The following is a 23,251-nucleotide window of genomic DNA, read 5'->3' on the forward strand; positions in this document are numbered from 1 at the left end:
GGATGCCTCACCAGATGCGCAGGCGAGCCGCCGGATCGAGGTACATCTTCTCGTCGGCCTTCACGTCATAGGCCTTGTAGAAGGGGTCTAGATTGCGGACGACCCACGCGCGCTGGATCGACGGCGAGTGCGGGTCGGTCAGCAGCCGCTGCCGCAGATTGGCTTCGCGATAGTTGCGCCGCCACACCTGCGCCCAGCCCAGATAGAAGCGCTGATCCCCCGTGAAGCCGTCGATCACCGGCGCTTTCGCGCCCTTCAACGCCATCTGATAGGCTTCGTACGCCACGGTAAGCCCGGCAAGGTCGGCGATGTTCTCGCCCTGGGTCAGCGCGCCCTGGATATGCATGCCGGGCAGCGGTTCATAGGCGTCATATTGGCGGACGATCCCGTCGGTCAGCACGCCGAAGCGCTTGACGTCGTCGGCAGTCCACCAGTCGGACAGCCGGCCGTGCATGTCGTACTTGGCGCCCTGGTCGTCGAAATGATGGCTGATCTCATGCCCGATCACCGCGCCGATGCCGCCATAGTTGACCGCCGGATCGGCGTGCGGATCGAAGAAGGGCGGCTGCAGGATCGCCGCCGGGAAGACGATCTCGTTCATGCCGAAATTGGCGTAGGCGTTGATCTCCATCGGGGTCATGCCCCATTCGGTCCGGTCGATCGGCTTGCCGAGCTTGTTCAGGTTGCGCTGCCATTCGAAGGCGTTGGCGCGCAGGACGTTACCGAGCAGGTCGCCGCGCCGGATCTCCAGCGCCGAATAATCGCGCCATTTGCTCGGATAGCCGATCTTGGGCGTGAAGGCCGCCAGCTTGGCGCGTGCCTTGACCTTGGTCTCGGGCGACATCCAGCTCAGCCCGTCGATCCGCCGTCCCATCGCCGCGATGATGTTGCGCACCAGTTCGTCCGCCGCCGCCTTGGTTTCCGGCGTGAAGTAGAGCTTCACATATTCCTGGCCGAGATCCTCGCCGACCTGTTCCTTGATCAGGGTCACGCCGCGCTTCCACCGCTCCGAATTCTGGGGCGTGCCCGACAGGACCGTCTGGTTGAAGGCGAACTCGGCGTCGACGAAGTTGCGGGACAGATAGGGTGCCTCGGCGTTGATCGCCGACAGCAGCAGATAGTCCTTGAGCACGTCGACCGGTGCCGCCTCGATCGCCTTCGCCATGCCGGCGAAGGCGCTCGGTTGTCCGACGAGATAGGCCGCCTGGCGATCGAGGCCCGCCGCCTTCAGGAAGCCGTCCCAGTCGAAGCCGGGCGCGTTCCGGACGAAATCCGCCCCTGTCCATTTGTTGTAGGTCTTGGTGCTGTCACGCGAATCGACGCGGGTCCACTGGACCTTGGCCAAATCGGTCTCGAAGGCCAGGATCGCAGCCGCGCGTTGCTCGGCCCGCGGCTCGCCGGCCAGTGTCAGCAGTTGGGCCAGATACGCCCGATAGGCGGCACGGGTCTTCGCGATCTCGGCGTCGGTCTTCAGATAATAGTCGCGGTCGGGCAGGCCGAGCCCGCCCTGCCGCATGATCGCGATATAATGTTCGGGATCCTTATCGTCCTGGTCGACGAAGGATCGGAACGGCGTTCGCATCCCGAGGCGCAGATATTCGCCCATCTTCGCCGCGACGGCGGGCTTGCCCTCGAGCGCTTTGACGGCGGCGAGCGTCGGTCGCAGCGGCGCGATGCCGGCGGCTTCGACGGCAGCTTCGTCCATGAAACTGGCGTAGAAATCACCGATGCGGGTACCGGGGGTCGCCGAGATCTTGTCGAGGATGGCGCGGCTGCGCGACATCGACAGCTCGTCGAGCACCGTGAACATGCCGAAGTTGGAGCGATCTGACGGGATAGGGGTATTCTTCGCCCAGGCCCCGTTGGCATAGGCGTAGAAATCGTCGCCGGGGCGGACACCTCTGTCCATCCCGGCGGTGTCGAAGCCGAAATCGCCATAGACGGGCTTCGTCGCCGTCCCGGCCGGCGCCGCCCGCGCGATGTTGCCCGCCACGGGCATGAGCATGCTGCTCGCCGCGAGGGCGATCAGGAAAATCTTCATGGAAACCTCGGTGTATGATCTGACTATGACGGTCGGCTTACCATCAAGGCTGTCAGGATCAACCCCGCTCTTCCCCCGCCTGCACCGACCGATGCCGTTCGCGCAGGTTCCATTTGTGCGAAACCCATGCGCGCCAGAGGCAGCCCGACAGCAGATAGCCGACCGCGGCGGTGATCACCGAGATCACGAACAGGCCGACGACCAGTGCGGGCGCAGCGGCCGAGGCAAGCCATTCGGCCCATTCGGCCAGGCTCGCGCCCTGATTGATCATCGTCATGACGGTGCCAACGTCGACTGGAGAATGGATGAAGCGATTGCCGACGATGATCGACAGATAGAGGATGAAGGGCGTCGTCGCCGGATTGCTGAGGAAGGTCATCGCCACGGCGATCGGCACATTTGCGCGGCACGGCAGCGCCAGCAGCGCCGCTCCGATGATCTGCAGGCCCGGGATCATCAGGAAGATGCCGACGATCAGGCCCAGTGCGACGCCGCGCGGGACCGACCGGCGGGTGAAACGCCATAGCGACGGTTCGAGTACGCGGTGCGCGAAGGGCCGCAGCCAGCGCACCTCCTCCAGCGATTCGCGAGTCGGAGCGTTCTTGCGCCACCATTTGCCGATACTATCGAACATAGCCGGCTTAGCCGCGATCGCGCAGCAGGCGCTGCTGCTCGCGTTTCCAGTCGCGGGCCTTTTCGGTGTCGCGCTTGTCGTGCAGCTTCTTGCCCTTGGCCAGCGCCAGCTCGACCTTCGCCCGGCCGTGGCTGTTGAAATAGATCGACAGCGGGATCAGCGTCATCCCCTCGCGGGAGACGGCGTTGCGCATCTTGTCGATCTCGCGCCCGTGCAGCAACAGCTTCCGGGCCCGCTTCGGCTCATGGTTGAAGCGATTGCCATGGCTGAACTCGGGAACGTTCGAATTGATCAGCCAGACTTGGTCGTCCTTCAGCTCGGCATAGCTTTCGGCGATCGATCCCTCACCGAACCGCAGCGATTTCACCTCGGTCCCGGTCAGCGCGATGCCGGCCTCGAAAAATTGTTCGAGGAAATAGTCGTATCGCGCCCGCCGGTTCTCGGCGACCACCTTCTTCTTTTCGAATTCTACGGGTCGCGGGCGGGCCATGGACTCTACTTAACGCAAAAGGATCGGTTTCGTCGCGTGGCACGGAAAACTCCGTACCACGGCCGGAAGCCGGAAAAGGATCATGCGACACCCGCATGGGCGAGCGCCGCATCGACGGCGGCGCGGCTCGCGGCCGACGGCCAGGTCATCGGCAGGCGCAGTTCGTCGGGGAAATCGGCATAGGTTCGAGTCAACGCATATTTGACCGGGCCTGGCGAGGCGTCGCTGAACAGAGCGGCATGGAGCGGGAACAGCTTGTCCTGCAGCGTCAGCGCATCGGCCCAGCGCCCCTCGGCGCAGGCCCGCTGGAACTGGGCGCAAAGGCCGGGCAGCACATTGGCGGTCACCGAGATGCAGCCGACGCCGCCCATCGCCATGAAGCCGAGCGTCATGTCGTCATTGCCCGACAGCTGGCAGAAATCCGGGCCGCACTGCTGGCGCTGCGCCGACACGCGCTCGACCTTGCCGCTGGCATCCTTGATGCCGACGATGCTCCCGATTCCGGCCAGCTTGCCCAGCGTCTCGGGCAGGATGTCGGTCACGGTGCGGGTCGGCACGTTGTAGACGATGATCGGCAGGCTGCAATTGTCGGCCAGATAACGGAAATGCGCGAGCAGGCCGTCCTGGTTGGGCCGGTTGTAATAAGGCAGCACGACGAGCGCGGCATCGGCACCGGCCGCCTGCGCCGCCTTCATATGCTCCAGCGCGACGACCGTGTCGTTCGATCCGCAACCCGCGATCACCGGCACCCTGCCCTTCGCCTGCTCGATGCAGACGCGGACGACATGGTTGTGCTCCGCGATCGACATCGTCGCGCTTTCGCCTGTCGTTCCGCAGGGCACGAGCGCGCTCGATCCTTCGGCGATCTGCCAGTCGACGAAGCCGCGGAACAGCTTCTCGTCGAACGCCCCACCGCGAAACGGCGTCACCAGGGCTGGTATCGACCCACTGAACATCACGCTCTCCCTTCACCTCGAGAGCTTAGCAGGCCATAATGGCGCCATGAAGCTCGTCCCAGAAACGAATGCGCCCAATAGGTTCGGCACCCCTTTCCTGTCCAGCCGCTCCCGGCGTCTTTTTACGGCCATGTCCGTCCTCGTCTCCACGGCTGCGATCGCGGCGACAATGACGCCCGAACCGGCGCCGCCGTCGGCGGTACGGTCGCCGGCGCCCGGTGCGCCGGCGTGGCGGACCGACGTCCTGCAGGGCGTCGTCACCGAATGGCGACGGCTGCAGCAGAGCGATTCGCTCCCTTTCCAGGATTATTCAGCCTTTCTGATCGCGCATCCCGGCTGGCCCGGCGAAGCCGCGATGCGTCGAGCGGCCGAGCGGCGCATCGACCCGAACGGCCTCGATCGCGGGTCGGTCGTCACCTTCTTCACTCGCTTTCCGCCGCTGACCGCCGCCGGGCAGGCGCGCTACGCCGAGGCGCTCGCCGCCACCGGACATCCGGTAGAAGCCCGCAGCAACGCCGCCGCCGCCTGGGTGACGAAAGGCCTCTCGCAAGAGGACGAGATCCGGCTGCTCGCCCGCTTCGGTGCCAGCATGACCCCGGCCGATCATGACCGGCGCATGGAGCGCCTGCTGCTCGATCGGGCAACGACCCCGGCCTCGCGCCAGATCGCCAACGTGTCGCCCGCCAAGCGAATGCTGTTCGCGGCGCGACTCGCCCTGCTGCGCAACGATCCCGACGTCGACGCGCGGATCGCCTCCGCCGGCGACGCGGTTAATCACGATCCGGGCTATATGATCGAGCGCGCACGCTATCTGCGCGATCGGGGCGACAGCATGGGCGCGCGCATCTGGCTGGGTCAGTCGCGCAACCTGACGAGCCCGCCGTTCGACACCGCCTACTTCCTGGACAATCTGCTGAGCTTCGCGCAGGCGGCCGATGCCGACAAGCAGTATGACGTCGCGCTGGCGATCGCCAAGCACGCCGAACAGGCCTTTCCGCCCGGCACGCGCATCCGCGACCGGCCCTATGCCGAGCGTGACGACTATACCAGTCTGATGTGGTTGGCGGGCACCATCGCCCTCCAGAAGATCGGCCGTTACGACGACGCGGTCACCATGTTCGACCGCTATTCCCGCGCGGCGCAGACGCCGGGCACGCAGACCAAAGGCTGGTACTGGGCAGGTCGCGCGGCCGAGCGCGGCGGCAAGCCCGACTGGGCGAGAAGCTATCTGGGCCAGGCGGCCGCCCATATCGACCAGTTCTACGGCCAGCTCGCCGCCGAACGACTGGGCCGGGAGCTTGCCGTTCCGGCCGAACCGCCGCGCAACGTCGTTCCCGCGACCGAGCGCGCCTCCTTCGAAGCCAGCGAGGTCGTACGTGCAGCGCGCCTGCTCGGCCGGAACGGCCAGTGGCAGGACCAGACGGCCTTCATCCGCCTGATCGCCGCCAATGCGAAGACCGACAGCGACCACATCCTGGCCGGCGAGCTCGCGAAATCGATGAACCGGCCCGATTTGGGCGTGATGGTATCGCGTGCCGCGCGGACCAGTGGCACGCCCGATCCGCTCCGCATCGGCTTCCCCGAAGTGCCCGTGCCTCCCGCGATGAACGAGCACTGGACCCTGATCCATGCGATCAGCCGGCAGGAAAGCCAGTTCGACCGGCAGGCGACGAGCCGCACCGGCGCGCGCGGGCTGATGCAGCTCATGCCCGCGACGGCGCGCGAACAGGCCGGCAAGATGGGATTGGGCTATGATCCTGCCCGTCTCGCGGACATCGATTATAACGTGATGCTCGGGTCGTCCTTCTTCGACCGGATGCTCAACTATTATGGCGGCAGCTACGTCCTCGCCATCGCGAGCTACAATGCGGGGCCGGGCAACGTGAACAAGTTCATCCGCGCCAACGGCGATCCGCGGCTTCGCGGGGTCGACGTGATCGACTGGATCGAGGCTATCCCCTTCGCCGAAACGCGCGGCTATGTGCAGAAAGTACTCGAGAACGCCGTCGTCTACGATCTCCTCAACCCGTCCCGCGCGCGGGGCATGACGAAGAACCGCCTCTCGTCCTATCTCGGCAAGATCCAGCCAGGCTGATCCCGGCGCCCACCCCGTCATTCCAGCGAAAGCTGGGTCTCTCTGCCTTTAGCGTCGAGAGCCCCAGACGCAGAAGTGCAAGGCCGGTTTTCGTCGGGATGACGGTGGCCGTCAGGTTAATATCAAAGGAAAAACAAGGACATGAAATGTCGCGGAACGCGGGCTGGCACTCCGCGTTCTGCAACGACGGGGGGAGCCGTCCGGCAGCATATCGCATACCCCCTTTGCAAAGCCTCTTGTGCAGCGCAGCGAAGCGTTGCACGATCGGCTCGTCGATCAGGACATGACGGAGCGCTATGGCAGGGGCAGACGCTTTCGACGAGATCCGTGGCAAACCGGGCGACCCGGCGGGACGGCCCGAATTTGCGCAGCTCTCCGAATGGATCGAAACGACGCCGTCCGGCGAGCTCGACCGCCGGCAAAAAGCCGCAGAGGCAGCCTTCCGACAATTGGGCATCACCTTCGCCGTCTATGGCGAAGAGGAGTCGGCCGAGCGGATCATCCCCTTCGACATCGTGCCGCGCGTCTTCACCGCGCGCGAATGGGCCAATCTTTCGGCAGGGCTCGTGCAACGCGTGGAAGCCATCAACGCCTTCCTCGCCGACCTCTACGGCGCGCGCCGCATTCTGGCCGACAAGGTCGTGCCCGAGGAACTGATCCTCGCCAATCCGCAGTTCCGACCGATGCTGGCGGGCGCGAAACCGCCGCACGGCGTGTTCGCGCACATCTGCGGCATCGACCTCGTCCGCACCGGGCCGGACGATTTCTGGGTGCTCGAGGACAATGCCCGCACGCCCTCGGGCGTCTCCTACATGCTCGAGAATCGCGAGGCGATGCTGCGGCTCTGTCCCGAGCTGTTCGAACAGTTCGACGTCGCCCCGATCGACTCCTATCCCGACGCGCTCCTGGAGACGCTTCAGTCGGTATCGCCGCGCAACCTGGGCGCCGGCGCGACCTGCGTGCTGCTGACCCCCGGCCATTTCAATTCGGCCTTCTACGAGCACAGCTTTCTGGCCGACTCGATGGGCATCGAACTGGTCGAGGCCGCCGACCTCGAGGTCGACGACGACAAGGTGTGGATGCGGACGATCGAGGGGCGGGTTCAGGTCGACGTGATCTATCGCCGCATTGACGACGACTATCTCGACCCGCTGGTGTTCAAGCCCGATTCGCTGCTCGGCGTGCCCGGCATCGTCGCCGCTTATATGGCGGGCAATGTGGCGCTGGTGAACGCACCCGGCACCGGCATCGCCGACGACAAGGCGATCTACAGCTACATGCCTGAGATCGTGAAATATTATTCGGGCGGCGACGCCAGGCTTCCCAATGTCGAGACCTATCGCTGCCGCGAGGCCGGCGCCCTGAAATACACGCTCGACAACCTCGACAAGCTGGTGGTCAAGCTGGTCGACGGGTCGGGCGGCTACGGCATGCTCGTCGGCCCGACCGCCACCCGAGCGCAGATCGAGGAGTTCCGCGCGGCGCTGGTGGCCGAGCCGCATCGCTACATCGCCCAGCCCACCCTCGCCCTGTCGACGGTGCCTACCCTGACCGAAAGCGGCGTCGCTCCGCGCCATGTGGACTTCCGGCCGTTCGTCCTGTCTGGCGGCAGGGGCGTGACCATCACGCCGGGCGGCCTGACGCGGGTGGCGCTGCGCGAGGGATCGCTGGTCGTCAATTCCAGCCAAGGCGGCGGTACCAAGGACAGCCTGATCCTGACCGGCCCGGAGGAGCGCGCCTGATGCTGTCGCGCACCGCCAACTCGCTTTACTGGATCGGCCGCTATGTCGAGCGTGCCGAGTTCACCGCCCGGCTGATCGAGGCGACGATCCGGCTCGACGCGCTGTCCGCCCGCCCGGCCGGCCAAGGCGCGTGGGATAGCGCGCTGCTCGTCGCTGCCGCCGACGACGATTTCAGCCTGACCGGCGAAACCCGTTCGCCGCTGGCGATCAGCCGCTACCTGACCCTGTCGGCGGCCAATCCCAATTCGATCCGCTCTTGCCTCGATGCCGCGCGCAGCAACGCCAAGTCGGTCCGCACCGCGCTGAGCCGTGACGCCTGGGAGGCGATCAACCGCGCTTGGCTGGGCCTGCGCGGTCGGGCATCGACCGGTGGCAGCCAGACCACGCTCGGCCTCGTCGAGCAGATCCGCGCCGAGACGCGCGGCTTCGAGGGCGCTCTGCACCGCATGCTGCGCAACGAGGCCTACAGCTTTCTCGGCCTCGGCGCGGCCATGGAGCGCGCCGACAACACCGCGCGCCTGATCGACGTCAAATATCACCTGCTGTTGCCCGAGGGCGAGAAGGTCGGCGGGCCGATCGACCGCGACCAGTGGACGACGATCCTTCACACCGTCTCGGCCAACACCGCCTATCGCTGGCTCTTCAGCGAAGGGCTCAAGCCCTGGCTCGTCGCGGAGCTGCTCTGCCTCAAGCCGGAACTGCCCCGCTCGCTCATCGCCTCGTCGGAGGAGGTGATCATGCATCTCAATGCGATCGGCAAGCGCACCGGGCTACAGGGCGAGGCCGACCGGCTTTCCCGCCTGCGCCACAACGCGCTCGAGCGGACGACGATCGACGCCATCTTCGCTCAGGGTTTGCACGAATGGCTGACCGCCTTCATCTATGAGAATACCAGGATCCATCACGCCATAGGGCAACAGTTCCGGTTCGGATGAGATGCGCCTCCTGATCCATCACCAGACCGAATACCGCTATACGCAGCCGCAGGCCCGGGTCGTCCAGCTACTGCGCATGACGCCGTCGAGCCATATCGGGCAGAACATCGTCGACTGGCGGATCGACGTCGATTGCGATGCCCGGCTGAAACGCTCGACCGATGGCTTCGGCAATATCGTCTCGATGCTCTATCTCGCCGGGCCGGTCGAGCGGATCGGTTTGCGCGTTACGGGCGAGGTGCTGACCGAGGATCGGGCCGGCGCGATATCGGGCGCGATCGAGACCCTGCCCTCCATGGTCTATACCCGCACCACCGACCTGACCGCGCCGTGCGACCGACTGCACGAATTGCTGCGCGAACAGTCCGCCAAAACGGGCGATGCGTTGAGCCTCATGCATACGCTCAACACCGCCGTCTATCGACTGTTTCCATGCAGGGAGCATCGCAGCACCGAGGTCCGCCCCGTCGGCGAGGTCCTCGCCGCGCACTCGGGCTGCAGCATGGACCTCGCGCATGTCCTGATCTCGGCGGCTCGCGCCAGCGGCTTTGCAGCGCGATTCGTGACGGGCTACATCTATCGCGACGATCCCGGACAGGGGGATCGCCAGGCTCCGCATTTCTGGGCGGAGGTCGACGTGCCCGGCTTCGGCTGGATCGGGTTCGACCCGGCCAACGACATGTGCCCCGACGAGCGCTATGTCCGCGTCGCCAAGGGCTTGGATTTCCGCGACGCGGCACCGATCTCGGGGGCGCGGGTCGGCGGCGGGCACGAGGCGCTGAACGTCGGCGTCGACATCAGCCTGTCGCAGAATCAATATCAGTCCTGAATCTCGGCCGATCCGGTGGACGGCGGGCCGTCGCATACCTATCTGTGAGCCGCATAGGCGGGGTATGATCATATCATGACGTTGGTTCGGGGGCTCTGGAAACTGCTGGTGGGGATCAAGGACGGGCTCGTCCTGATCGCGATGCTGATCTTCTTCGGGACCTTGTTCCTCGCTTTGTCGATCAAGCCCAACCCTACGCTGCCCTCGTCCGGCGCGCTCGTCGTCGACCTGACCGGAACGCTGGTCGAACAACCCGCCGAGACCGATCCGCTGACCTTGCTCGCCGGCAATTCGGGCATGGCGCGCGAGACGCGGCTGCGCGATCTCGAACGCTCGCTGCAGTCGGCTGCCGCCTCGAACGGCGTCAAGGCGATCGTGCTCGATCTCGACGCCTTCGCCGGAGGCGAACAGGCGACCATCGCGGCCGCCGGCCATGCGCTGGACAAGGCGCGGGCCGCGGGCAAGCCGATCTTCGCCTATGCCACGGGCTACAGCGACGACGGCTACCAGCTCGCCGCGCACGCTACCGAGATATGGCTCAATCCGCTCGGCGGGGTCATCCTCGCCGGCCCCGGCGGCTCGCGGCTCTATTTCAAGGGGCTGATGGACCGGCTCGGCATTACCGCGAAGATCTATAGGGTCGGCGCGTTCAAGTCGGCGGTCGAACCCTATATGCGGTCCGATCAGTCGCCCGAGGCGCGCGAGGCCAACCAGGCGCTCGCCAACGCGCTGTGGTCGACGTGGATGGGCGATGTCGGTAAGGCAAGGCCGCGGGCCAAGCTCGCCGCCTATGTCGAGCAGCCCGTCGCGATGATCGCGGCGGCCAATGGTAAGATGTCGCAGGCCGCGATCGACGCCGGCCTCGTCGACCGGCTGGGCGACCGCAACGCCTTCAATTCGCGGGTGGCGGCGATCGCGGGCGCGGCCGGCGGTTCCAGCCTCAACGGCTTCAAGGCAATTCCGCTCGATCGGTGGGCGAACGCAAACCCCGAGAAAGCGAGCGGCACGCCGATCGGCGTCCTGACCGTCGCCGGCGATATCATCGATGGCGAAGCCCCGCCCGGGGCGGCCGGCGGCACCACCATCTCGAATCTGCTGCTCGACGAGCTCGGCCGCAAGCGGATCAAGGCGCTGGTCGTCCGGATCGACTCCCCCGGTGGATCCGTGACCGGAGCGGAGACGATCCGGTCCGCCATCCTCGAGGCGAAGGGCCTCGGCATGCCCGTGGTCGTGTCGATGGGCGGCCTTGCCGCCAGCGGGGGCTACTGGATTTCGACGCCCGCCGACCGGATCATCGCCGATCCTGCGACGATCACAGGCTCGATCGGCGTCTTCGGCATCCTGCCGACCTTCGAAGGCTCGCTGGCCAAGCTCGGCCTGTCGGCGGACGGCGTGAAGACCACCCCTCTGTCGGGCGAACCCGACGTCTTCCGCGGCACCTCGCCGCAGTTCGACGCGATGATGCAGGGATCGATCGAGGATATCTACCGCCGCTTCACCGGGCTGGTCGCGCAATCGCGCAAGCTTCCGATCGCGCGGGTCCGGGAAATCGCCGAAGGCCGCGTCTGGGCCGGTAGCAGCGCGCGGCAGATCGGGCTGGTCGACGGCTTCGGGTCGGTCGACGACGCGGTCGCCGAAGCCGCGCGGCTCGCCAAGCTCGATCCCGCCAAGGTGCGTCCGCTCTACATCGAGAAGCCGTTGAGTCCCTGGAAGGAAATGATCCGCACGCTGCTCGACCCCGACCAGGGGAATGGCGAAGCCAGCGGACGAGCCTTCTGGGGCAGCCTCGCCGGCGGACCCGACCGAGTGCTGATCGCCGCCCTCGCCAATGCGCAGCGCGTGCTGACCGGCCCGGCGATCCAGGTTCGTTGCCTCGAATGCGTATCGTCCGCAACGCAGCCGCGTCCGGACGATATCCGCGCGGCGCGCAGCCTGCTGGCCTGGGCGACCCGCTGAGCGTCGCCCGGCGCGGATCTCAGGCGAAACGGTTCTTGCAGATCCTGGCGGTTTCGGCCGGCGCGCCGAGCTTCGTCATCCGGCCGAGCGCGCCTTGCTTCAGTTCCAGCGTCCGTTCGTAGCCGGCCGCGCCGCGCGCCTTGAGCTGGCTGCCCACCGAGCCGTCGAGATCGCGGCGCATCTTCATCAACGCCGCGAGTTGTTCCTGCGCCTTGGGGTCGCTGGTCGTCACGGTCTTCACCAGGAAGTCACCGAGCGAATAGCAGCCTATCTCGGCGTCGAACTTGCCTTTGGGCAGCTCGATGCCAGCTGTCTTCTTCACCTCGGGATAGGCCTGGTCGCAGGGCGCCATCAACGCCTGCCACTTGCCGTCGGTTACGGCCTTCTCCACCTCGCCCATCCGCCCGACCACTTCCGACGCCTTCTTGGCCGAGAAGGGACCGCCTTCCGACGCCGCGAGCATCGCATAATGAAGGATGCGGGTCTGCGCGTCGAAGCCGAGATCGCCCTTCACGTTGGGCGCGCCGGCGCGCGCCGACGCCGCACTGACGACCGCGCAGGTCGCCGCCTTGTCGATCGGATCGCCGGGCAGCGCCAATTGCTTCGGGCCGCAACCGGCGAGTAGCAGCGCCATGGCGGAGGCCGTGAAAATCCCGTTACGCATCACAACATTTCCTTCACTACCGTCCACAAGTCTACGCGCCGTGAGCGCTGCGGTTCCTTCCCGTTGGGGAATGAAGGTGACGTGAAGGTGAACGGCCGGAGCCGGCGCGACGATCAGTCGCGATAGCTCGGCAGGGCGATGCCCTTGTGGATCGCCAGCGCCCGCAGCGCGAAACCGGCCAGCGCCGCCAGCCCCGCGGCGGGCAGCAGCGGTGCTCCGAGCAGGGTCAGCATGACGAAAAGCCCGGAGGCCAGCGCCGCGGCGGTGACGTAGAGTTCAGGCCGGAGCAGGATCGACGGCTCGCCGGCCAGAACATCGCGGATGATGCCGCCGAGACAGGCGGTGAACACCCCCATCGCGGCAGCTCCCAGCGGCGGAACGCCATAGGCCAGCGCCTTACATGCTCCGAACACCGCATAAGCCGCCAGTCCCACGCCGTCGAACCATTCGAGCGCCTTGACCGGCCAGATCCGGCGCGGCGTCATCCAGACCGCGAGCGCGGCGAGCAGGCAGACCGCCAGCGCGCGATTGTCGTGGATCCAGAAGACCGGCGCGCCGATCAGCAGGTCGCGGATCGTGCCGCCGCCGGTACCGGTGACCGCCGCGAAGAAGGTGAAAGTGACGATCGTCTGCTCGCGCCGCGCCGCTGCAAGCGCGCCGCTGATCGCGAAGATCGCGATTCCGGCGATATCGAACCAGGGAAGGACGGTTCGAACCATCATGAGGTCGGGCAGCGGCATCGCCCTCCCTTCCTATGCTTTCCGCGCCGGTTCAAGCCATGTCCCGGCGCACATCCCTCCCCTCCCTTGAAAGCGTGCGGCGAAGGGTGGAACATCGTTGCATGGCCGAACCCGATTCCATCCGCATCCGTCCGGTCCGCACCGACGATCTCGACGCGTTGCTCGTCCTGGCCGAAGGCACCGGCCCAGGCTTCACCAACCTGCCGTCCGACCGCGGCGTGCTGCGCGAAAGAATCGAGCGCAGCGATGCCCTGCTGGCCGGCGAGAAGCTCGGCGGCGCGATCATCCTCGGCCTCGAGCTGAATGGGCGGATCCGGGGCTGCGGGATGGTCTTTCCCCGCATCGGGGTCGACTGGCCCTTCTATAGCTACCGGATCAGCTACACGACGCAGCGGTCGAGCATCGATGGCCGCATGGTGCGCTTTCCCGTCCTCACGCTGACGAACGATCTCGAGGATTGCGCCGAGGTCGGCGGGCTGATCGTCGATCCGACGTTGCGACGCGGCGGCTATGGCCGTCTGATCGCGCGCAGCCGCTATCTGTTCATCGGCTGCCACCGCGCGAATTTCGGCCAGCGGGTGATCGCCGATCTCAGGGGCTGGCTCGACCGCGGCGAATCGCCCTTCTGGGACGCGGTCGGCGGCCGCTTCTATGCTATGAGCTTCGCCGAGGCCGATCACATCAACGGCACCACCGGCAACCAGTTCATCGCCGATCTCGGCCCGCGAGCGCCCATCTACGTCAACATGCTGTCGCACGAAGCGCAGCGGGCGATCGGCCGCGTCCATGACGACGGCCGCGGCGCCCATGCCCTGCTGGTCGAGGAAGGGTTCCGCGACGACGGCTATGTCGACATCTTCGACGCCGGTCCGACGATGATCGCCATGATCGACGATCTCAAGGCGATCAGGAACCTCCACCATGCGATGTTCGCGGGCACCGCCGACGACGATGCGCTGCGCGACCATCTGATCGCGCATGGCAGCGGCGCCGGCTTCTGCTGTGTGCCCGGATCGATCGAGGCGGCGGGGGCGCAGGCGGTGACGGATCCCGCCAGCGCAAGGCTGCTGGGCCTGTCGGACGGCGACCGGATCGGCTATCTGGCGATATGACCGCCACCGAGATCAACTTCGACGGGCTGATCGGCCCGATGCACAATTACGCCGGCCTTTCGCCCGGCAACATCGCCAGCGCCAGCAACGCCGGGGCGATCTCCCAGCCCCGCGCCGCCGCACTTCAGGGGCTCGCCAAGATGAAGCGGCTGATGGATCGCGGCTTGGCCCAGGGCTTCATCCCGCCGCCCCGCCGCCCCGCCATCGCCGCGTTGCGGGCGCTCGGCTTCGATGGCGACGACCGCTCGGTGCTGGCGCGGGCTGCCGCCGAGGATCCGGTGCTGTTCAACAACGCCTGCTCGGCCTCGGCGATGTGGGCGGCCAATGCCGCGACCGTGATCGCCGGTCCCGACAGCGCCGACGGAAGAGTTCATCTCGTCACCGCCAATCTGGCGACGATGCTGCACCGGAGCTTCGAGGCGCCCGACACCTGGCGCATGCTGCGCGGCATCTTCGCCGACGACCGCCATTTCGCTGTCCACCCGCCCCTTCCGGGCACGCAGCATTTCAGCGATGAGGGCGCAGCAAACCATATGCGCATCGCCCAGCGCCACGGCGATCGTGGCCTCAACATTTTCGTCCACGGCGCGGTGCGCGGCAGCCGCTTCCCCGAACGCCAGGCGCGCCGCGCGGGCGAGGCGGTCGCCCGGCTCGCGGGTGCCGACGCCTTCCACACGCTGCAGTCGCAGGCGGCGATCGAGGCGGGCGCCTTCCATAACGATGTCGTCGCCGTCGCCAACGAACATGTCCTCCTCGCCCATGCCGCGGCATTCGAAGACAGGGACGGCCTGTTCGCCGCAGCCGGGCGCGCCGTGCCCGATTTCGTCGCGGTCGAGGTCGACAGCATCGGACTTGACGATGCGATCGGCTCCTATCTGTTCAACTCGCAGCTGCTGACCCTGCCGGAGGGCGGCATGGCGCTGGTGCTGCCCGGCGAAGCGCGCGCGAACGAACGGGTCTGGCGCGCGGTCGAGACGATCGTCGCCGGCAACAATCCGATCAACGAGGCGATCGTCGTCGATGTGCGCGAAAGCATGCGCAACGGCGGCGGTCCTGCATGCCTGCGGCTGCGCGTCCCGGTCGGCGACGAGGCGCGGCGGGGGATCGACCCACGCTTCCTGCTCGACGATCGCCGGTGGGAGGCGCTGTGCACCCTGGTCGAGCGCCACTGGCCCGAGCGCATCGACGCGAACGGACTGGCCGATCCGGCGCTATGGTCGGCGGCCTCGGCCGCGCACGATGCGCTCGACGCGCTTCTCGCCCGGGTTTGAACTTGGACCACTTATGGCGCACAAGATGACGATGGCATCCCGTCTCCAGATCGTCCCGTGGACCCGCCGATGCTGATCGTCCGCCCGGCCGGCCCCGCCGATCTCGCCTCGCTCATGGAACTCGCCGTCCTGTCGGGCCGGGGCTTCACCAGCCTTCCCGAGGATGAGGCGACCCTGCTCACCCGCCTCGAACTGTCGGAGGCCAGCTTCGCCGGGACGATCGCCCCGCGCGAGGCTTGGTACACGCTGATGCTCGAGGACAGCGAGACCGGACGGATCGAAGGCCTCGCCGGCGTGCGCGCGGCGGTCGGCGTCACGCGGCCGCATTTCTCCTTCCGGGTGATGACGCTCGCGCAATTCTCCTCGGCCATCAACACGCGCTTCGACCATAAGGCGCTGGTGCTGGTCAACGAATGCGCGGGCTGGACCGAGGTCGGATCGCTCTACCTGCGGCCCGAGCGGCGCTCGGGCGGCGCGGGCAGCCTGCTCGCCCGGTCGCGCTACATGCTGATCGGCACCGAGCGGCAGCGCTTCTCCGAGACGGTGATGGCTGAACTGCGCGGCTATTTCGCGCCCGACGGCACCTGTCCCTTCTGGCAGGGGGTCGCGAGCAAATTCTTTCGCCTGCCATTTGACGAAGCGGACCATATGGTGATGTCGACCGATGGGCAGTTCATCCTCGATCTCGCCCCCCGCCACCCCATCTATGTCGAGTTGATCGACGAAGCGGCGCAGGACGCGATCGGACGGGTTCATGTCGAGGGCGAGGCTGCGCGAGCGATGCTCGAGCATGAGGGATTTCGCGGGTCGGGGCTGATCGACATCTTCGACGGCGGACCGACCTATTCGGTGCCGCGCGACAGCATTCGCACGATCGACCGGAGCGATACCCTGCCGATCGCCGGCGGCGATCCGGGCGACGCGCCGGAAAGGCTCGTCTCCACCACCTCCATCAAGGGCTTCCGCGCGACCCGGGCCAGGGTGATGGTTGACGGTGGCCGGGCGGTTCTGGACAGCGGCGCGATCGACGCGCTGCGGTTGAAACCGGGCGAGATGGTGAGGGTGAGGCAATGATGCGGTCGATCGATCCCGCCACGGGCCAGGCTATTTGGGAGGGCGAGGAGGTCGCGGTCGAGGCGATCCCGGCGATGGTCGAGCGGGCGCGCGCCGCTTTGCCCGGCTGGGCCGACCGATCGGTCGAGGACCGGGTCGCCATCGTCCAGCGCTATGCCGCAATCCTCAAGGAGCGGACCGAGGACATTGCCCGCGACATGTCGCGCGAGACCGGCAAGCCGCTCTGGGAGACCCGCGCCGAACTCGGCTCGATGATCGGCAAGGTCGCGGTGTCGATCGCGGCGCAGGCCGAGCGCGCCGGATCCCGCCAGGCCGACACGGCGTTCGGCCGAGCCGTGCTGCGTCACAAGCCGCACGGCGTGATGGCGGTGCTGGGGCCGTACAACTTCCCTGGCCACCTGCCCAACGGCCACATCGTCCCCGCCCTGCTCGCTGGCAACACCGTGCTGTTCAAACCGTCCGAGGAAACCCCGCTGACCGGCCAGCACATGACGCAGGCCCTGCGCGACGCGGGCGTGCCCGAGCCTGTCTTCCAACTCGTCCAGGGTGGGCGCGACCAGGGCGCGGCGCTGATCGCCGCCGACATCGACGGCCTGCTATTCACCGGCGCGGCCAGCACAGGCGCGCATTTCCGCCGCGCGATGATCGACCGGCCGCACGTCATCCTCGCGCTCGAACTTGGCGGCAACAATCCGCTGATCGCCTGGGGCGATGCCGAGACCTCGGCGGCGGCGATCGTCCAGTCGGCCTTCATCACCACCGGGCAGCGCTGCTCCTGCGCGCGCCGCTTGATATTGCCCGAGGGAAGCGAGGGCGACGCGACGATCGAGACGGTCCATACTCTTGCCGCCCGCCTGCGGATCGGCGCCTGGGACGATCCGGAGGAAGCCTATATGGGGCCGCTGATCTCGCCCCGCGCGGCGCAGAACGCGCTCGACGCGGTAGCCGCGCTCAAGGCCAAGGGCGCGAAGACGCTGCTCCCGTTCGAACGGCTAGAGCGCAGCGACGCCTTCGTGATGCCGGGCATGTACGACGTAACCGGCCTCGACGTCCCCGACGCGGAGATCTTCGCGCCGGTCCTGCAGATCGTTCGCGTGCCCGACTTCGATGCCGCGATCGCCGCCGCCAACGATACCAGCTTCGGCCTCTCGGCGGGCCTGCTCGCCGACGATCCCGAGCTATGGCGCCGCTTCCTCGCCCGCTCGCGCGCCGGGGTCGTCAACTGGAACCGGCCGACGACGGGCGCCGCCGCCAACATGCCGTTCGGCGGGCTCGGCCAATCGGGCAACCATCGGCCGAGCGCCTATTATGCCGCCGACTATTGCGCCTATCCGGTCGCCAGCTTCGAAGCCGACAGGATCGCCGACCTGACCGGCGAGTTGGGCGAGCGGCTGTTATGACCCTGGCCTTCTCCGACACGAACGGGTTGGAGATATGAGCGCTTCGATCGAGACCCATCGCCCTGCCCTAGCGGCGGCCGCCGCAGCCCCGATGCTGGCGCTGGTGCGGCGGTGGAGCCTGATCAACAGCGGCTCGCGCAACCTCGACGGGCTGGCGGTGATGGCGGGCGAGCTTGCCGACGCCTTCTCGGCGCTGCCCGGCGATGTCGTGTTGCGCGACGCGTTACCGGGCGAGGCGGTCGATGCGGCCGGCAACGTCCAGGCGCTCGGCTATGGCCGCAATCTTCATGTCCGGGTCCGGCCCGAGGCTCCGGTGCAACTGCTGCTCACCGGGCATATGGACACGGTGTTCGCGGCCGACCATCCCTTCCAGGTCCTGACCGACGTCGACGACGGCGCGGTGCTCAACGGGCCCGGCGTTGCCGATATGAAGAGCGGGATCGCGCTGATGCTGGCCGCTCTCGCCGCGCTCGAAGCCTCGCCGCTCGGCTCGCGCATCGGCTATGAGGTGGTGATCAATTCCGACGAGGAGATCGGCTCGCCCGGTTCGGCCGCGCTGCTCGCCCAGGCTGCGCGCGGCAAGCTCGCCGCCCTGACCTACGAGCCCTCGGCACTGCCCGACGGCACGCTCGCGGGTGCGCGGCCGGGCAGCGGCAATTTCTCGATCGTCGTCACCGGCCGTTCCGCGCATGCCGGCCGCAACCCCGAGGACGGCCGCAACGCCGTCGTCGCGGCGGCCGACCTGACGCTCCGGCTCGCCCGCGCCCGCCGCGCTGGGCTTGCGATCAACCCGGCGCGGATCGACGGCGGCGGGCCGAACAATGTCGTGCCGGACCGGGCGATCGTCCGGGTCAACCTGCGCCCCGCCCTGCCCGCCGACCAGATCGCCGCCCAGGCGCTGATCGACGATATCGTCCGAGCGGTCGCCGTCGAGCATGACGTCGCCATCCATGTCCACGGCGGCTTCGGCCGGCCGCCCAAGCCGATCGACGACAAGGCCGCGAGGCTGTTCGCGCTGGTCGAGGAAAGCGCCGCGCTGCTGGGCCGGCCGATTACCCACAAGGCCAGCGGCGGCGTCTGCGACGGCAACAACATCGCCGCCTGCGGCGTGCCCGTGGTGGACACGATGGGCGCGCGCGGCGGCGCGATCCATTCCTCCGACGAATATCTGATCGTCGAGAGCCTGCCCGAACGGGCGCAGCTCTCGACGCTCGTCATGCTCCGCCTGGCGGAGCGAGGATTGTCGTAAGTACGGTCCCACACTCCGTCATGCCAGCGAAGGCCGGCATGACCGCAGTTGCAAAGAACTCACCTTCGTCGGGATGACCGATCAGTTCGGCAATCCCAGCGCCTTCGCTATATCGTCCCAGGCGACCAGCTTGAAGTTCTGGGCACCCGCACCGTTCTGGCCGTCCTGCGCGACGAACAGTCCGCCGGAGAAGCCGGGACCGAAATCGCCCGTCATCACCTCGATTCCGTCGGTCTCCTCGGTCGAGCCGACCGCCCCCGCCGCGATCCGGAAGCGGCCGACATAGCTGTCGTCGGCGATCCGGTAGACGGCATAGGCATTGTCACCCTGGCTCGACACCAGCACATAGCCGTCCTTCTCGCCGGTCATGGCGATCGCGACGCCCTCGGCGTCGGCGACGATGGCCCGGCCGTCGGCCGCCGCGATCTTCATCGGGGCCGTAGACCCGTTCGCCCGGGCGTCGAACTTCCACACGCCGACATCTTCCTCGGCCACATAGAGCGTGCCGGTCCGGTCGTCGGCCGCGCAGCCTTCCGACTGGGTGCCGAGCTTCATCGTGCGGACGCTCGATCCCGACGGCGTCGCGCCCTCGGCATCGAGCGCGACCTGGTTGATCGTGCCGTCCTTGAGGACCATGAACGCATAGGTCCCCGCCGCATCGCGGTACAGGCAGACGCCATAAGCCTCGCCTGCCCCCGCCGCGACGGTGCCGAGCGCCGTCAGCTTGCCCGTCGCGGTGTCGAGCCGGAACAGCGCCAGCTTCGACTGGGCGACATCGTTGCGGTCGCTGGCGACGACGAGCACGCCCGTTTCGCCCCGGATCGGCACGCCGTCCTTCAGGTCGACATTGTTCACCCGGCCCGCGTCGAGGAAGTCGCGCACCTTGCCGTCGAGGCCGTAGACATAGAGCCCCGCCTTCTTGTCGGTGCCGACGATCAGGCTCGCGGCCGGATCGGCGGCGTTCCGCCAGATCGCGGGATCGTCGGCGGCGTCGGCGTTGGACGTACCCACCGGCGCGGTCTCGCCACGCGCCGCGACCGACACCGCCGGGGATGCAAGCGCGATGCGCCGCTCGACCGACATTTCCTTGGCGGCACAGCCTCCAAGGGAAATTCCCAGGGAAGCCGCCGCCGCGACCATCGTGATCCGCCGCATCAGAAGTTCGCCGTCACGCCGAACTTCGCGGTCCAGCTATATTCTTCATATTGGAGCAGGCGGCGGCTCGAAGCGAGGTTCTGATAGGCGAAGTAGGGACGATCGGTCACGTTCACCCACTCGGCGAAGACGCGGATATTGTCGGTGATCCGATATTTGCCGCTCAGGTCGAGCTGGAAGTGGTTCGAGACATAGCGATCGCCGGTGGGGTCGTCGCCCAGTTCGTCCAGATATTTGCCGCGGAAAGTGCCGGCCGCGCGCAGGCTGAGCGGACCCTTCTCATAGCCCAGCACCAGGTTCAGCGTGTGTTTGGACGACGCCGGCAGCGGAACACGGCGCGGGTCGGTGATGTCGCCGTCGGTGAACACACGCCCCTTGGCATCGGTATAGGTGTAATTGACCTGCGTCAGCAGCCCGTCGAACGGTGCCGGCAGGAAGTCGTAGACCTGGCTGTAGCTGAATTCGAAACCCTTTACCGTGGCCTTGGGACCGTTGGCGTAGGTCGTCGCCTCGTCGAGCACCACGCCGTTATAGGCGACGTCCTCGTTCACGACCTGGACGACATAGTCCTTGATGTCCTTGTAGAAGAACCCGGCCGAAAGCGCCGCGTTGCGCCCGAAATAATATTCTACCGACAGGTCGGCATTCCAAGCCTTGTAGGGCTTCAGCGCCGGGTTGCCGAACTCGCCCTCATTGTCCTCGATCACCGCGCGGGGCGCGAGGTTGGACAGCTTCGGACGCACCAGGCTCTTGTAGCCGGCGGCGCGCAGCACGAGGTTGCGGACCGGCTCGTAGCGGACGGTGAGGCTCGGCAGCCAGTCGGTATAGCTGCGCTTGAAGGTCTGCGGCAGGATGAACACCGTGTCCTCGTCGACGTCGACGCCCTGATATTCGTCGCCCTCCTCGACCAGGGTGAGTTGGTTACCGGTGATCTTGTTGCGGGTCCGCTCGACGCGGACGCCGCCGATGATGCGAACCTGATCGCTGTCCCAGCGGCCCAGCAGGTAACCGGCGCTGACGTCCTCGTCGACGCGATAGTCGGATTCGGCCGACGCCGAGGCGGAGTCGAACGGGTTGAGCTCGAAATCGCCGAGATTGTCGCGGAAGAAGGAGCGGAACGACGTCTTGGCCGGAACCGGATCGATCGACGCCAGGCCATAATCCTGCTTGCCGAGGAAATCGGCCAGGGTCAGGTCGCCATCATAGCCGTCGTAGATGTCGAACTGCCCGTTATAGGTCTTCTTGCGCCAGCGCTGCTTCGCACCGGCCTGGACGGTGAAGACGCCGCCATCCATCGCGAACTCGCGCGAGATATCGGCCTTGATCGCGAACTCCTCGTCCTGCGAGTCGCTGAGCGACGTCCGCTCGACCTTGTCGAACCCATATTCGCTCGGATCGAGAAACAGCGCCTGGCCGGCAGTGACTGCATAGCCGGTATATTTCGGCCGGCTATAGTCGAAGGTCACGCCGAACTCGCCAGGATCCTCGAATTTGCGCTCGAACTTGACCGGGTCGATCGAGCCGTTCTCACGCTCGGACGACTTCGCCCAACTCGCCGAATACGTCGCCTTCCACGGACCGGCGTCGGTCTCGCCGCCGACGACGAGCGAGCGGATCTTCTGCGATTCGAAGCGATCCTTAAGGTCGCGCTGGACGCTGATCTCGCCGTCCTCGGACAGGAAATTGGCGGTGGTGCCCGTGCTGCTGCTAGGCGCTTCGTCCATCTCGAAGGTCAGCCGGCGGCGATATTCCTGGTCGTCGAACTGGCTGTAGAGGCCACGCGCATAGAGGGTGGTGCTGTCGCCGACCTTGAAGTCGAACGACAGCGAGGCGCTGATCCGCTTGCGGGTGACGTCATAGTCGCGATATTCGACGGTGTCGGCGAAGGCGTTGCCGTTGTCGTCGATATCCCAGCCATCCATCTCCATATTGTCGGTCGCAAAGCGTCGCCGATAATAGGACAGGCCGCCCGAGACGCCGACCGCATCGCTCAGCTTGGTCGAGAAATCGAAGCTGCCCTTCGGCGAGACCTTGTCGGTCAGGTCGTTGTAGCTCCCCTCGGCCGAAATCTTGAACAGGTCCTTCTTGCGGTCGAACGCGCTGGTCGTCTTGATGTCGATCGATCCGCCGATCGTGTCGGCGTCCATGTCGGGGGTCAGCGACTTCTTGACCTCGATCGATTCGATGATGTCGCTCGAGATCACGTCGAGCGCGACCGAGCGGACGTCGGATTCGGGGGCCGGCAGGCGCACGCCGTTGACGGTCGAGGCGTTGAGCTCCGGATCGAGCCCGCGGATCGAGACGAAGCGGCCCTCGCCCTGGTCGTTGAGGATGTTGATGCCCGGCAGGCGGCGCAGCGATTCAGCGACGTTCTGGTCGGGAAACTGGCCGATCGCGTCGCGGGTCAGGACGCTTTCGACCCCGTCGGCAGCGCGCTGCCGCGACAGCGTGCTCGCCTGGTTCGCGACCTGGCCGATCACGATGATCGAGCCGCTTTCGCCACCGCCCATGGCAATGTCGGCATAGCTATCGCCGCTCTCGCGAACCTGGACGCTGGTCCGCACCGTCTCTGCGCCAATATAGCGTGCCTCGACGGTATAGGTGCCCGCCGGAACGTCGGGGAAGCGATAACGGCCGTCACGCGACGCCTCGGTGGCGCGGCCGAGCTCGACGATACGGACCTCGGCGCTTTCCAACGCCCGCGTGCCCGATGCGTCGGATATCGTACCGACGAGCGTACCGGCGATCGCCGATGTGGAAAAAGCGAGCCCAAGTGCAATCGCGGCCCGGCTCGCGCCGAACATCATCCGTGTCATTCCGACCTCCCTGTGTGGTTGGGGGGCCGAGTGACAGCGGCTGATGACGCCAAAGCGACGCTAATAGGTCAGTTTTGTTTCAAGGTCGATCA

General features: G+C 66.8%; 18 protein-coding genes. 10 read left to right on the forward strand and 8 right to left on the reverse strand.

Features of this window, described 5'->3' with window-relative positions:
- Positions 1-7: 7 nt before the first annotated feature.
- From ASE22_RS00085 to dapA, 4 genes are all read right to left on the reverse strand, one after another.
- Positions 8-2,041 (reverse strand): M13 family metallopeptidase, encoded by a 2,034-nt coding sequence (locus tag ASE22_RS00085; RefSeq protein WP_056353265.1) that lies wholly within the window; start codon positions 2,039-2,041, stop codon positions 8-10.
- A gap of 58 nt (positions 2,042-2,099) precedes the next feature.
- Complete coding sequence (locus ASE22_RS00090; protein ID WP_056353266.1) at positions 2,100-2,675, reverse strand: DUF2062 domain-containing protein; 576 nt, start codon at positions 2,673-2,675, stop codon at positions 2,100-2,102.
- 7 nt (positions 2,676-2,682) lie between these two features.
- Positions 2,683-3,165 carry an SsrA-binding protein SmpB gene (smpB, locus tag ASE22_RS00095; protein WP_056353269.1) on the reverse strand — a complete coding sequence of 161 codons (483 nt, stop codon included), beginning with the start codon at positions 3,163-3,165 and terminating at the stop codon, positions 2,683-2,685.
- 80 nt (positions 3,166-3,245) lie between these two features.
- On the reverse strand, positions 3,246-4,121 hold the full coding sequence (gene dapA / locus ASE22_RS00100; RefSeq protein ID WP_056353274.1) for a 4-hydroxy-tetrahydrodipicolinate synthase: 876 nt from the start codon (positions 4,119-4,121) through the stop codon (positions 3,246-3,248).
- A 169-nt stretch (positions 4,122-4,290) separates the two neighbouring features.
- Here dapA and ASE22_RS00105 point away from each other — a divergent pair, with 169 nt between their 5' ends.
- The 5 genes from ASE22_RS00105 (at position 4,291) to sppA (ending at position 11,678) form a co-directional block, all read left to right on the forward strand.
- Complete coding sequence (locus ASE22_RS00105) at positions 4,291-6,216, forward strand: lytic transglycosylase domain-containing protein (RefSeq protein WP_235536194.1); 1,926 nt, start codon at positions 4,291-4,293, stop codon at positions 6,214-6,216.
- A 296-nt stretch (positions 6,217-6,512) separates the two neighbouring features.
- Positions 6,513-7,958 (forward strand): circularly permuted type 2 ATP-grasp protein, encoded by a 1,446-nt coding sequence (locus tag ASE22_RS00110; RefSeq protein ID WP_056353279.1) that lies wholly within the window; start codon positions 6,513-6,515, stop codon positions 7,956-7,958.
- Positions 7,958-8,893: an alpha-E domain-containing protein gene (locus ASE22_RS00115; protein WP_056353281.1), complete on the forward strand. Its 936-nt coding sequence runs from the start codon at positions 7,958-7,960 to the stop codon at positions 8,891-8,893. Before ASE22_RS00110 ends, ASE22_RS00115 begins: the two co-directional genes overlap by 1 nt.
- A gap of 1 nt (position 8,894) precedes the next feature.
- A complete protein-coding gene (locus ASE22_RS00120; RefSeq protein ID WP_056353283.1) occupies positions 8,895-9,722 on the forward strand; it encodes a transglutaminase family protein in 828 nt (275 codons plus the stop codon).
- A gap of 75 nt (positions 9,723-9,797) precedes the next feature.
- Entirely contained in the window at positions 9,798-11,678 is a 1,881-nt protein-coding gene (sppA, locus tag ASE22_RS00125; RefSeq protein ID WP_056353286.1) for a signal peptide peptidase SppA, read from the forward strand.
- 19 nt (positions 11,679-11,697) lie between these two features.
- On the opposite strand, the gene ASE22_RS00130 is transcribed toward sppA, so the two are convergent.
- Positions 11,698-12,342: a hypothetical protein gene (locus ASE22_RS00130; protein ID WP_235536193.1), complete on the reverse strand. Its 645-nt coding sequence runs from the start codon at positions 12,340-12,342 to the stop codon at positions 11,698-11,700.
- Positions 12,343-12,455: 113 nt separating this feature from the next.
- Entirely contained in the window at positions 12,456-13,082 is a 627-nt protein-coding gene (locus tag ASE22_RS00135) for a trimeric intracellular cation channel family protein (protein ID WP_056353297.1), read from the reverse strand.
- A gap of 101 nt (positions 13,083-13,183) precedes the next feature.
- Between ASE22_RS00135 and ASE22_RS00140 the strand changes: the two genes are divergently transcribed.
- The 5 genes from ASE22_RS00140 to ASE22_RS00160 are packed head-to-tail and all read left to right on the forward strand — an operon-like array spanning position 13,184 to position 19,188.
- Positions 13,184-14,194 (forward strand): arginine N-succinyltransferase, encoded by a 1,011-nt coding sequence (locus ASE22_RS00140; protein WP_056353299.1) that lies wholly within the window; start codon positions 13,184-13,186, stop codon positions 14,192-14,194.
- Complete coding sequence (locus ASE22_RS00145; protein ID WP_056353304.1) at positions 14,191-15,465, forward strand: N-succinylarginine dihydrolase; 1,275 nt, start codon at positions 14,191-14,193, stop codon at positions 15,463-15,465. Before ASE22_RS00140 ends, ASE22_RS00145 begins: the two co-directional genes overlap by 4 nt.
- A 57-nt stretch (positions 15,466-15,522) precedes the next feature.
- Entirely contained in the window at positions 15,523-16,539 is a 1,017-nt protein-coding gene (locus tag ASE22_RS00150; protein ID WP_235537491.1) for an arginine N-succinyltransferase, read from the forward strand.
- On the forward strand, positions 16,536-17,939 hold the full coding sequence (gene astD, locus ASE22_RS00155; RefSeq protein ID WP_056353309.1) for a succinylglutamate-semialdehyde dehydrogenase: 1,404 nt from the start codon (positions 16,536-16,538) through the stop codon (positions 17,937-17,939). Before ASE22_RS00150 ends, astD begins: the two co-directional genes overlap by 4 nt.
- A 34-nt stretch (positions 17,940-17,973) precedes the next feature.
- Entirely contained in the window at positions 17,974-19,188 is a 1,215-nt protein-coding gene (locus ASE22_RS00160) for a hydrolase (RefSeq protein ID WP_056353311.1), read from the forward strand.
- 81 nt (positions 19,189-19,269) lie between these two features.
- Here ASE22_RS00160 and ASE22_RS00165 read toward each other — a convergent pair whose 3' ends face one another.
- Positions 19,270-20,328, reverse strand: coding sequence for a phytase (locus tag ASE22_RS00165; RefSeq protein WP_414886098.1), 1,059 nt, complete (start codon positions 20,326-20,328; stop codon positions 19,270-19,272).
- A gap of 14 nt (positions 20,329-20,342) precedes the next feature.
- On the reverse strand, positions 20,343-23,159 hold the full coding sequence (locus ASE22_RS00170) for a TonB-dependent receptor (RefSeq protein WP_082545738.1): 2,817 nt from the start codon (positions 23,157-23,159) through the stop codon (positions 20,343-20,345).
- Between the last annotated feature and the right edge of the window lie 92 nt (positions 23,160-23,251).

The organism is Sphingomonas sp. Root720, assembly GCF_001428605.1.
Lineage (GTDB): Bacteria > Pseudomonadota > Alphaproteobacteria > Sphingomonadales > Sphingomonadaceae > Rhizorhabdus.